Source organism: Oenococcus sicerae (genome assembly GCF_004102045.2).
Lineage (GTDB): Bacteria > Bacillota > Bacilli > Lactobacillales > Lactobacillaceae > Oenococcus > Oenococcus sicerae.
Map to the genome: position 1 here is coordinate 958,798 of NZ_CP029684.2, position 11,763 is coordinate 970,560.

The following is an 11,763-nucleotide window of genomic DNA, read 5'->3' on the forward strand; positions in this document are numbered from 1 at the left end:
GCTTTTTTAATTTCGATACAATCAAAAGAGAGGTGACATTTAAAGAACGATTGATCGTGGTTAAATTAGATTTTGGCAAACTGAAAATCGCAATTAACAAAAAACTGCAGCCGCCAGTTCTTTTTAACATGATTCATTTTTTTACAGCTCTTATTATTTTGTTGTTAACTTGTTTCGTGAGCTTTTATGTCATGGCAAATGCCAGCTTAGCTGATAAATCCACGCCATCAAAGCAGGAAAGCCGCTTGATCGAGGAACAGAAATTTATTGATCGGACAGCGCCTTATATTCAAACACGGCAACGTCAAGATAAGATTCTAGCTTCGATCACACTGGCGCAAATGATTCTGGAATCAGATTGGGGAAAGAGTCGGTTGGCTTCAAAATATCATAATTATTTTGGCGTGAAGAGCTGGTCCAATGATACAAAAAAATCCGTAAAGTTAGAAACTAGCGAATTTACAGATGGCAAATGGATTAAAGTTAAAGGTAATTTTGCCGTTTATAAAAATTGGCAAACCTCTGTCTATCAGCACAATCGTTTATTTTTAAAAGGTACGACCTGGAACAAAAATCAGTACAAAGCGGTTTTGGATGCTAAGAATTATGTTGACGGTGCACAAGCGTTGGTAAAAAGCGCGTATGCAACTGATCCAGATTATGCTAGCAAAATCATTCGGATTATCAAAAAATATTATCTAAATATTTACGATTAAAGCGTTGAAAAAATTATCTGAAAATTCAATGTTAAAATAATTTGCGTGAAGGATTTATTAGCAGGTTTAAATGATAAACAAAAAGAAGCGGTTCTGACCACTGAAGGACCGCTTTTGATTATGGCCGGAGCGGGTTCTGGCAAAACGCGAGTTTTGACACATCGTGTCGCATATTTGGTTCAGCAGAAGCATATTGATCCATGGTCGATTTTGGCGATTACTTTTACGAACAAAGCTGCCCGTGAAATGAAAGAACGAATTGCACGTCTTGTCGATCAAGAAGATGCACGCGCGATTTGGGTATCGACTTTTCATGCGCTTTCGGCTCGAGTTCTGCGCCGCGATGTTGATAAGATCGGTTTTACGACTAGCTTTTCAATTTTGGATGGCAGCGGGCAAAAGACCCTGATGAAACATGTTTTAAATGATTTAAATTACGATAGCAACCAATACGATCCAAAATCAATTTTGGCCGCTGTTTCTAACTTTAAGAACGCACTGCAAACACCTCACGATGCTAGAGACGCTGCTAAAACAACTTTTGACGAAGCTGTTGCCGAATCTTATGATTTATACCAGCGCCGTCTAGAACAGTCTCAATCAATGGATTTTGATGATTTAATCATGCGTACGATTCAGTTATTTAAGCAAGCACCGGATGTATTGCACTATTATCAGCGCAAATTTAAATACATTCATGTTGATGAATATCAAGATACGAACGCTGCTCAGTATAAGTTGGTCGCGATGCTGGCGGCCGGTGATTTTGGTTCACAAAATTTGGCAGTCGTTGGTGACTCTGACCAGAGTATTTATGGCTGGCGCGGTGCTGATATGAACAATATCTTGAACTTCGAAAAAGATTTTCCTGGTGCTAAAACAGTTGTCTTGGAACAAAATTACCGGTCAACGAAAAATATCCTCACAGCAGCTAACCAAGTCATTCAAAACAACATCGAACGCAAGCCGAAGAATCTTTGGACAGAAAATCAAGCGGGCAATTTGATCCATTATTATCGTGCGCAGTCCGAGTCGGACGAAGCACATTATGTGTTGACGAAAATTCAGGACGGCGTCAAGGCTGGCCGCAGTTTGAATGATTTTGCGATCCTCTTTCGTACGAATGCTCAATCACGTGTTTTTGAACAGATTTTTAGTGCGAATCGGATTCAATACACAATCGTTGGCGGTACACGTTTCTTCGAACGAAAAGAGATACAAGATATTGTGGCTTATTTACAATTGGCTGCAAATCTGGACAACGACACAGCTTTTGAAAGAATCGTGAATGAACCCAAGCGGGCAATTGGCAACAGTTCACTGGAAAAATTACGTGCTTTTGCTGTAAAAAATAATCTTTCATTGATGCAAGCGATTGCTGTTTTGGACGATGAGAGCCAGCTATCCAGCAAAGCGCAAAAGAACTTTCGCCAATTTGCACAAATGGTTCATGATTTTAAGGATCAATCGCATTTTTTGCCTGTCACGGAATTAACGAATGAGATTTTTACTAAGACAGGCATCCGTGAACAATATGTCAAAAAAAGTGATTTGGAATCACAAGCACGAGTTGAAAATTTAGATGAATTTTTGTCGCAAACGCATCAGTTTGATGAAGATTATGATGAGGAAGCTTCCGAAACAAAAAATGCCTTAGTTGATTTTCTTGGGCAGACAGCTCTCGTGAGTGATCTTGACTCTTACGATGAGGCCGCTGGTCAAGTCACTTTAATGACCGTACATGCTGCCAAGGGATTGGAATTTCCTGTAGTCTTTATCGTTGGCTTAGAGGAGGGTATTTTTCCATCAGCTCGTGCAATGATGGAACGGGACGGTCTTGAAGAGGAAAGACGGTTGGCTTATGTGGCCATCACAAGGGCTCAACAAGAACTCTATTTGACGAATGCTTACGGACGTTTGCTGTATGGCCGTGCACAATCCAATGAGCCATCCATGTTTATTGACGAAATCAATGACGCTTTGTTAGATAAAGAAAATGCCGCTGCGGCTGGCGTTCGAAATGTTTCTGGTGACTATGATCGACCAATGCCTTTTGATCGACAGTCGGCTTCTGCTAGTCGAAAACATGAAGCGGCTTTTGCGCCGACTTATCAAGGTACTGGAGCCGAGAAGACAGATTGGCAGCTTGGTGATCGTGTCAAGCACAAAATTTTTGGAACTGGCAGAATTGTGGCAATTAATAATGATGGTGAAGATAAATTATTAAAAATCGCATTCGCTTCTCGGGGTATCAAACAATTAATGGCTTCTTTTGCGCCGATCGAGAAGATATAAATCATGAATCCGAACGAACAATTTACAGCGATCGAAAATTTGACAGTCACTCAGGCCCAACAAGAAATCAAAGATCTTTCGGATGATTTGATCAAATGGGGTCGCGAGTACTACGAAGATGATGATCCCAGCGTTGAGGATTACGTTTATGATGCACATTATGCACGCCTGGTCGCTTTAGAAAAAGCCTATCCAACATTGATGATGCCGGATTCGCCTACGCAGAGAGTCGCTGCGGGGAATGCTGTTTCCGGGAGTTCGCGTGGTCTGAGCAAAGTCATTCATCCAGTACCTATGCTGTCTTTAGGGGATGTTTTTTCCGTCCAAGAGCTCATTGATTGGGATGCTGTGACGACGAAGAATGCCGGTTTACAGCAGAGTTATAATTTGGAACTGAAAATTGATGGGCTGGCTATTTCCTTGAAGTATGCACAAGGCAAACTGATTCAGGCTTCGACGCGCGGGGACGGTTCGATCGGTGAAGATGTGACTGCCAACGTTAAAACGATTACAGAGATTCCAAAAGTTTTAAAGGAGCCTTTGACAATCGAAGTGCGCGGTGAGATCTACATGGGCAAGGAATCCTTTGCTCGCTTGAATCGCCAGCGTGATGAAGCTGGTGAAACTGTTTTCGCCAATCCAAGGAATGCTGCTGCTGGTAGTTTGCGGCAGCTGGATGCTAAAATAACTGCCGAGCGTAAATTGTCCTCATTTATTTATTACACGGCACAAAACACGGTATTGGGTGTTAATACACAATCTGGTGTATTAGCTCGTTTTCGTCAGCTGGGATTTCCAGTCAATGCTGACAATCGCGTCATTGACAAAATGTCAGATGTGAAAATGTATATCGACGAATTTACCGCTAAGCGCGATACCCTGCCTTTCGGTATTGATGGTGTGGTGGTCAAAGTTAATGATTTGGATATGGAAAACGAGCTCGGCAACACAGTAAAGATCCCACGCTGGTCGATTGCTTATAAGTTCCCTCCTGAAGAAGCCCTCACGATTGTTAAAGATATTACTTGGACAGTCGGTCGTACAGGAGTTGTGACACCAACGGCGATCATGAATCCAGTATTGCTGGCTGGCACAACTGTCCAAAGAGCTAGTCTGCATAATCCAGATTATTTGCAGGAAAAAGATGTTCGTTTAGGCGATACGGTCACGCTACATAAGGCTGGTGATATTATTCCTGAAATTGGACAAGTTATTCTAAGCAAACGGCCAGCCAATGCCGACCAGCCTTATTCAATCCCATTTTTTTGTCCTTCTTGCGGATCTAAACTGGTTCATGTTGAAGGCGAAGTGGCGCTGCGCTGTATTAATCCAGAATGTCCAGCTCAGATTCAAGAGGGTCTAGTACATTTCGCTTCTAGAAATGCGATGAACATTGATGGCTTGGGACCAAGAGTTGTTTCTCAATTGTTGTCAAAACAATTGATCAAGAAAATATCTGATCTTTATGCATTAAAAGAAGATCAGTTAACACAACTGGATAAATTTGCTGATCTGTCCGCCAAAAATTTGATTCGGGCAATCGCCAGCTCACGTGATAATTCAGTTGAACGCTTGATCACTGCTTTAGGTATTCGCGGCGTTGGTTCTAAGGCTGCGAAGGTTTTAGCTGCTCATTTTAAAAATTTAAGAAATCTACAAAATGCACAAGCGATGGAAATTGCAGCTATTGACGGCGTTGGTCAAGTGGTAGCGGATGCATTGGTTCAATATTTTGCTTCTGAATCTGTTGCTAAACTAATTAATGAATTAGATAATTTTCAAGTTAATTTCAAATATCTAGCAGCTAATGATGTCGATGAAGATAATTATTTCTTTGCCAAGAAAATTGTTTTAACTGGTAAACTGATCCATTGGACACGGCCGCAAATGCAGGCCTGGCTAGAAGAACATGGTGCTAATGTTTCATCATCTGTGTCTTCAAAAACTGATCTTTTAATTGCAGGAAGCGATGCAGGTAGTAAACTAGATAAAGCGAACAAATTAGGAGTGCGGGTCATCAGTGAACAAGATTTCATTGATTTAAGTAATGCGACAAACTAGACGTAGATTAACAATTATAGAAGTTTTGATTCTGCTGTTTGCAGTTCTTTTAATTGTCGTTGGAGGACTGTACTTCTTCAACATGAGACAACAGACATCAACAACGAGCACGACGAAAAATACGATTCAGGTGATCAACCAAAATAATAGTCAAGGCGAGTACCGTTCGGTTGTTTCTAATGGCCATTATGTGACTTCTGCTGCTCGTGGAATCGCGGTCACCACCGAGTCGAATTTTAATGCGCAGTCTTTTGAACTATCGTTGAATGATTTATCCAAAAATTTCTTTTCAACGAAAAAGTATATTTTTCAAGAAGGCCAATATCTTTCAGCGAATACGATTGATAATTGGCTTTCACGTTATTCCAGCAGTAATACAAGTGGATTGAATCCGGCTGATAATGGTCAAAAAAACAATAGTCGTAATCCGTACTACATACAATCACTTGAAGAAAACGATTTTATGAACCAAGTGAATGGCTCTAAACTTGATTTGGCAGGCATGACAATTGGATTGGCCATGAATCGAACTGATAGTTATTCAAAGGTGACAAACGGGCCGGTTTATACGCAAAATATTTCAAAAGCAGAAATGGTTACTCAAGGGAATGCGATGGCCAGTAAGGTTCTGAAACGTTTGCGATCAAATAAAAAAATTGGCAATGATATTCCAATTTTGATCGTCATGTATGCGAATGCGTCAGAGGATTCCCTAGTCGGCGGCGCACCTTATGCTTATTTTTTGTCTAAATCCGGTGAACAGATCAGCAAATGGACGAATGTTAATATTCAGAATCTGGTTTTTCCCGAACAGAATAGTAGTACGACTTCGGTCGGCAGCCAAGATAATACGAGTTTTGTTAATTTTCAAACTGCCATCCAAAACTTTTTCCCAAGTATTTCTTCAGCTACGGCACAAGCACACTATGAAGACGGTACATTGAGTGGTATGAATATCACGGTTAATACAAGCTTTTATTCTGTTTCTGAAATTAAAGCGTTGACGACTTATATTTCTCAAACGGCACCAAAATATTTCAATGACCACGTACCGATCAGAATATCGGTTTATGGTTCGAATCAGCTGCTATCTATTTTATCTAGCGATAGTGGCAGTAATTTTAAAACTATTTACTTATATAGTTATTGATATCTAGTGGTTTTCAGGTTATAATGAGTCTAACTTGATTTACTGAAGTAAATGAGTTGGCATCTGCCAGCTCATTTTTTATGGGTCAAGTAAAAACTAATGAATTTAAAACAAATCGAGACAATCAAAGAAAAAATCCAGCCAATTGTTTTAGACAAAGAATTGCTGCTGTGGGATGTTGTTTTTTTTAGCGGGCATCCGGCTCTTTTAACGGTTCTGATCGATGGCCAAGACCAGCAATTGATTACAATGAACCAAATTTCTGAAATAACCCCTCTGATCAGTGAAGCTTTGGACCAAATCACGCCTGACCCTTTTCCAGATCAATATAATCTCGATATTTCTTCACCGGGTATTGATCGATCCATTAAAAGCGATGAACACTTAAAATGGGCTATAGGGCAACCAGTTAAACTAAATTTGTTTGAAAAAATTGATGACAGTAAATCGGCCGGAGGTATTTTAAGGTCCTTCTCTAATACGGAGATCGGGGTGGAAGTTTCCGCAGACCAAATCAATTATTTTCCGAGAGAGAGAATCTCAAAAATTTCATTAAATCAGGAGGCATAAATATGGCATCAGATTACAAAAAGGAATTATTTTCTGCTTTGCAAGCGCTGCAAGCTGAAAAAGGTATCAGCCAAGAAGACGCAATTGCTTCTCTTAAAGACACCTTGGTTACGGCATATAAAAAGAATTTTGAAGGAGAGACCAATGTTGAAGTCGACGTTGATCCTGAGAAACAGGAATTCGATCTGCTTCAACTGAAAGAAGTTGTTACTGATGGTGACATGATCGATCCATATTCAGAAATTTATTTAGCCGATGCGCGCGAAATCAATCCGGCCTATGAAGTTGGTGACCAAATTAAATTTGAGATCAATCCGCGTGATTTCGGTCGTTTGGCTGCACAATCTGGCAAAAATAAGTCTACACAATTAATCCGCGAAAAAGAAAAAGAAGCGATTCATGCCCGTTATGAAGGATTTGAGCACGAAATCGTTTCGGCTCGTGTTGCTCGAGAAGATCAGCGCTTTCTCTGGGTCACGATGCCCGATGGCCAAGAAGCAGCTATGGGTGACAAAGATCGTATTCCTGGTGAAACTTACAAGACTGGCGACCCGATCAAAGTTTTGATCAACCGCGTTGAAGATTCAGCCACGAGAGGTCCACAAATTTATGTTTCACGCACAAGTCCGGAACTCGTTAAACGTCTTTTTGAACAAGAGGTGCCTGAAGTTTATGACGGCACAGTCGTTATTGAATCGATTGCCCGTGAAGCCGGCGACCGTTCAAAAGTTGCCGTTCGTACTACGGATACTAATCTGGATCCCGTTGGTACGCTAGTAGGTCCGCGCGGTTCTCGTGTTCAAGCTGTTGTTAATGAATTACATGGCGAAAATATGGACATCGTGGAATGGGTCGAAGATGAAGCCCAGTATATTGCGAATGCTTTAAATCCAGCTGAAGTGGTTGATGTTATTTTCAATCCTAATAATGATAATGAAGTCACGGTTATCGTACCCGATTATCAATTGAGCCTTGCGATTGGGAAACGTGGTCAGAATGCTCGTTTGGCGGCTAAGCTCACTAAATTCAAAATTGATATCAAATCTGAAACACAAGCTGAAAATGATCCTCAATTGCAAGCCATTCTAGAAGAATCTGCTAAGTACGCCGATGAAGATGATCAAGCTGAAGACAATGAAGCATTAGAAGATGAAACCGAATATACTGATGCTAACGACTATTTCGCTGAAGATGATAAATCTGCTGCTGACAACACGAATGATCAGAAGGCAAGCGAAGCCGTTAAAGAATCATCAGCTGCCGGCTCAGCCTCACCGACAGTAAAACCCAAAATGACCGAAGCTGAAAATAAAGAAGCACAAGATGAGTTTGCAGCTGCTTTAAATAACGTCGATTTCGATGCCATCTTAGAAGAAAAAGAGGGCGAAGATGATCAAAAGGACGATAGTAAATAATTAATTTTCATGGTCAAAAAACAACAACAATTAAAAGCTCGTAAGCTGCCAATGCGCAAAGATATTGTGAGCGGCCAGATGTTTCCTAAAAAGGATCTAGTTCGTATCGTGAAGACACCTCAAGGCGAATTAAAACTGGATCCAACTGGTAGACTAAATGGCCACGGCGCCTACTTGGGTGTAGATGTTACACTAGCTATAAAGGCAAAAACAGATAAAATTCTTGATTCTGTCTTTGAAATGACTGTTGCCGATGATTTTTATGATCAATTAATTAGTTTTGTGAAACACCAGCAAGCCAGAAAGGAACTATTCAGCCACGAACAAATTATCAAAGCAGAAAATTCTTAATTACCTAGGCTTGGCAAAACGAGCCGGTTTTATGGTGACTGGGCAGGCAATAGTTGAAAAGGCTGTTAGAAAGCAAAAAGTTGCAATCGTAGTCATTGCAAGTGATGCCAGTGAAAATACAAAAAAGGATTTTGAAGACTTAATCCGGGAAAGAATTACAATAATTAATCAATTTTCAAGTACAGAAATCAGCCAAGCGATCGGCCAGACGAGAAAAATTCTTGGCATTAGCGATCCAGGCATGGCGAAACAAATCAAGAAGTTATTGAAGGAGGTGACTTTATGACTGAAGAAGAACAAAAACGGCGTCCATTGGTACATCACATTAGGAAACAATCGGCTTCCAGCTCCGAACTTCCAGCTTCCCAAAGACAGCATGCAGCTGGTCTTTCTAGCCGCGCTCAGGGCGAACGACGGGTCGATAAAGCTCCAGCTAGCTCTCCGGAACCTCGTTCTCGTCGACGCACAGGATTTGATTCTAATACGGGACGGCCTGCTCCAAAGGATCATCGGCCAATTCACGCTGGTAGTGCAAGTGCACCGACTGGTTCGATTAATGAACCAACTAGGAATACACGATCACCACAAGCAAAGCGGCCTTCAAGCCAGCAACAGCGTCAGCGCCCTAGTTCGAGAAATAATGTATCTAGCGCTGAGCCGCTTCGACGTGCTCATCCACATAATCCATTGCCAAACCAGCATCCCGTGACCAATCAACGGAATAATCACCGTAATGGTAATCGTCCGTTGACTGGCCAAAATGCGAATAATCGCAATAATAACGCTGCTCACAAACCAAATGCATCACAAAATGGTAGTGGCCGTTTTGGTGGCGCTTTAGCTTCGGGCAATAACTCTGCTCGGAATAATACACGTCGCCGCAATTCGACAACGACTGTTCCAGGAACACACTTTACGACTGGCCCAGCACTTGGTACTCACCGCAAGTCCGAGCCAAAAGGTTCTAAAAAAGCTCAGCGCATTGCAGCTGCAGCTGTTGCTAGAAACCGCCAAAACGAACGTCGAGAACAACCACTTCCAAGTGTTCTTGAATATCGTTTGGGCATGAACGTACAAGATATCGCTAAGATCATTCATCGAGATGTTTCTGAAATTTTGAAGAAACTTTTCTTACTTGGCGCAGTTGTTAATCAAAACCAAAGCTTGGATGCTGATACGATTGAATTATTAGCTGCTGACTATGGCATTGAAGCTAAGCAGAAAGAAGAAGTTGACGTTGCTGATATCGATCGTTTCTTTGATGATGCTGATAACGATATCGATGAATCGAAATTAGTAGCCCGTGCCCCAATTGTCACAATTATGGGTCATGTTGATCATGGTAAGACAACACTATTGGACTATTTACGTCATACTCATGTGACCGAAGGCGAAGCTGGTGGCATCACGCAGCATATCGGTGCTTACCAAGCACGTTTGCATGATCGTTTGATCACTTTTCTAGATACCCCAGGGCATGAGGCTTTCACAGAAATGCGTGCGCGTGGTGCGAATATTACTGATATTACTGTTCTGGTCGTTGCAGCTGATGATGGTGTTATGCCGCAAACTATTGAAGCCATTCATCATGCACAAGCGGCTAAAACACCGATTATTGTTGCAATTAACAAGATCGATATTCCTGGTGTAGATCCCAAAGCAATTGTCAATGAATTGATGGAATATGATCTTGTGCCTGAAGAATATGGCGGCAGTACAATTGAAGTACCTATCTCTGCTAAAACAGGCGAAAATGTGGACAAACTGTTGGAAATGATCTTGCTTCAGGCAGATGTTATGGAACTAAAGTCTGATCCGACCGCTAAAGCCCGAGGCTCTGTCATTGAAGCTCGGTTGGACAAAGGCCGTGGCGCTGTTGTCACTTTGCTGATCCAGCAAGGAACTCTAAAGACCGGCGATCCGATCGTTGTCGGCAACACCTTTGGTCGTGTTCGAACAATGAACGATGCTTCGCATAAAAGTATCGATTCGGCTTTGCCAGCAACACCAGTCGAAATCACTGGATTGAACGAGGTACCACAGGCTGGTGATCATTTCGTAGTCATGGATTCTGAAAAGGATGCTCGTGAGGCTGGCGAATCGCGTGCCAAGACAGCCATGGAAGAAGAACGCAACAATGGCACTGTTGTAACGCTTGATACTTTGTTCTCGACAATGGCCAAACAAGAAATGAAAACTGTTCCTCTGATCGTCAAAGCCGATGTACAGGGTTCCGTTGAAGCACTGGCTTCTTCATTGAAAAAGATCAAAGTAGAAGGTGTCAGAGTTGACGTACTTCATGCTGCTGTTGGTGCGGTTAATGAATCTGACATTAATTTAGCTGAGGCTTCAGGCGCGATTATTATTGGGTTTAATGTTCGTCCAGTTGGACAAGCAAAAACTAGTGCAGAGCAAAAGCATGTGGATATTCGTCTATATAATGTTATTTACGATGCAATCAATGAAGTTGAAGCAGCCATGAAGGGGCAACTGGAACCTGTTTATGTTGAAAAGAGTTTAGGTTCTGTTGCTGTGAGAGATTTGTTCCATTTTTCTAAGATTGGCACAATCGCCGGTGGCTTGGTCACTGATGGTTCAATCACACGTGATGCTAAAGTTCGCTTAGTTCGTGATGGTGTGGTCGTTTATGATGGCGAATTAGGTTCTTTGAAACATGAGAAAGACGATGTGAAAGAGGTTAAAAAAGGCTTTGAACTTGGCTTGACGATCGCTAATTATAATGATGAAAAAATTGGCGATGTCATCGAAGCTTATAAGATGGAAGAGGTCAAAGCAAATGCCTAAACGTGAGAAATCAGCGCGTTTATTGCGTGTTGAAGGCACGATTCAGCGAGATATTAGTGAGATTCTTGTTAAACAAGTTTCGGATCCAAGGCTCCAAGACGTCACAATTACAGGCATTGATATGACGCCTGATTTCTCGATTGCTTATACTTATTGGACCATCTATTCAGATTTAGCTAGTTCTGCTGAGAAGGCTGCTGATGGTTTACAAGCAGCTAAAGGACTGATTAAACGGGAACTTGCTAAAAAAATGACGACCTATCGAATTCCTGATTTAATTTTTAAACGTGATATGGCGATTCAATATGGTGATCATATTGAGCAATTAATCGCTAAGTTAAATCGTCAAGATAAATAAGACTTGTGAGGACTCCAACTTGAGGCCTTGCGAGTTTTTATT

Annotated in this window: 10 protein-coding genes; all 10 read left to right on the forward strand. The window is 41.5% G+C overall.

What is annotated here, in order from left to right; genetic code table 11:
* Positions 1-32: 32 nt before the first annotated feature.
* The 10 genes from DLJ48_RS04820 to rbfA all read left to right on the forward strand — a co-directional run bounded on the left by DLJ48_RS04820 (position 33) and on the right by rbfA (position 11,721).
* Complete coding sequence (locus DLJ48_RS04820; RefSeq protein WP_243148513.1) at positions 33-716, forward strand: glycoside hydrolase family 73 protein; 684 nt, start codon at positions 33-35, stop codon at positions 714-716.
* A gap of 45 nt (positions 717-761) precedes the next feature.
* Positions 762-3,011, forward strand: a complete 2,250-nt coding sequence (gene pcrA, locus DLJ48_RS04825; protein WP_128686375.1) for a DNA helicase PcrA — start codon at positions 762-764, stop codon at positions 3,009-3,011.
* A gap of 3 nt (positions 3,012-3,014) precedes the next feature.
* Positions 3,015-5,072: an NAD-dependent DNA ligase LigA gene (ligA, locus tag DLJ48_RS04830; RefSeq protein ID WP_128686376.1), complete on the forward strand. Its 2,058-nt coding sequence runs from the start codon at positions 3,015-3,017 to the stop codon at positions 5,070-5,072.
* Between the two features lie 82 nt (positions 5,073-5,154).
* Positions 5,155-6,222 carry a CamS family sex pheromone protein gene (locus tag DLJ48_RS04835; RefSeq protein ID WP_243148514.1) on the forward strand — a complete coding sequence of 356 codons (1,068 nt, stop codon included), beginning with the start codon at positions 5,155-5,157 and terminating at the stop codon, positions 6,220-6,222.
* A 99-nt stretch (positions 6,223-6,321) separates the two neighbouring features.
* A complete protein-coding gene (locus DLJ48_RS04840) occupies positions 6,322-6,792 on the forward strand; it encodes a ribosome maturation factor RimP (RefSeq protein WP_128686378.1) in 471 nt (156 codons plus the stop codon).
* 2 nt (positions 6,793-6,794) lie between these two features.
* Positions 6,795-8,207, forward strand: coding sequence for a transcription termination factor NusA (nusA, locus tag DLJ48_RS04845; RefSeq protein WP_128686379.1), 1,413 nt, complete (start codon positions 6,795-6,797; stop codon positions 8,205-8,207).
* 9 nt (positions 8,208-8,216) lie between these two features.
* The gene (gene rnpM, locus DLJ48_RS04850; protein ID WP_128686380.1) at positions 8,217-8,558 is read left to right on the forward strand and encodes an RNase P modulator RnpM; all 342 of its coding nucleotides are present in this window, start codon (positions 8,217-8,219) and stop codon (positions 8,556-8,558) included.
* 10 nt (positions 8,559-8,568) lie between these two features.
* The gene (locus DLJ48_RS04855; protein WP_243148516.1) at positions 8,569-8,844 is read left to right on the forward strand and encodes a L7Ae/L30e/S12e/Gadd45 family ribosomal protein; all 276 of its coding nucleotides are present in this window, start codon (positions 8,569-8,571) and stop codon (positions 8,842-8,844) included.
* Positions 8,841-11,363, forward strand: coding sequence for a translation initiation factor IF-2 (infB, locus tag DLJ48_RS04860; RefSeq protein WP_128686382.1), 2,523 nt, complete (start codon positions 8,841-8,843; stop codon positions 11,361-11,363). The genes DLJ48_RS04855 and infB overlap by 4 nt, the downstream gene beginning before the upstream one ends.
* Entirely contained in the window at positions 11,356-11,721 is a 366-nt protein-coding gene (gene rbfA, locus DLJ48_RS04865) for a 30S ribosome-binding factor RbfA (protein ID WP_128686383.1), read from the forward strand. The genes infB and rbfA overlap by 8 nt, the downstream gene beginning before the upstream one ends.
* The last annotated feature ends 42 nt before the right edge of the window (positions 11,722-11,763 follow it).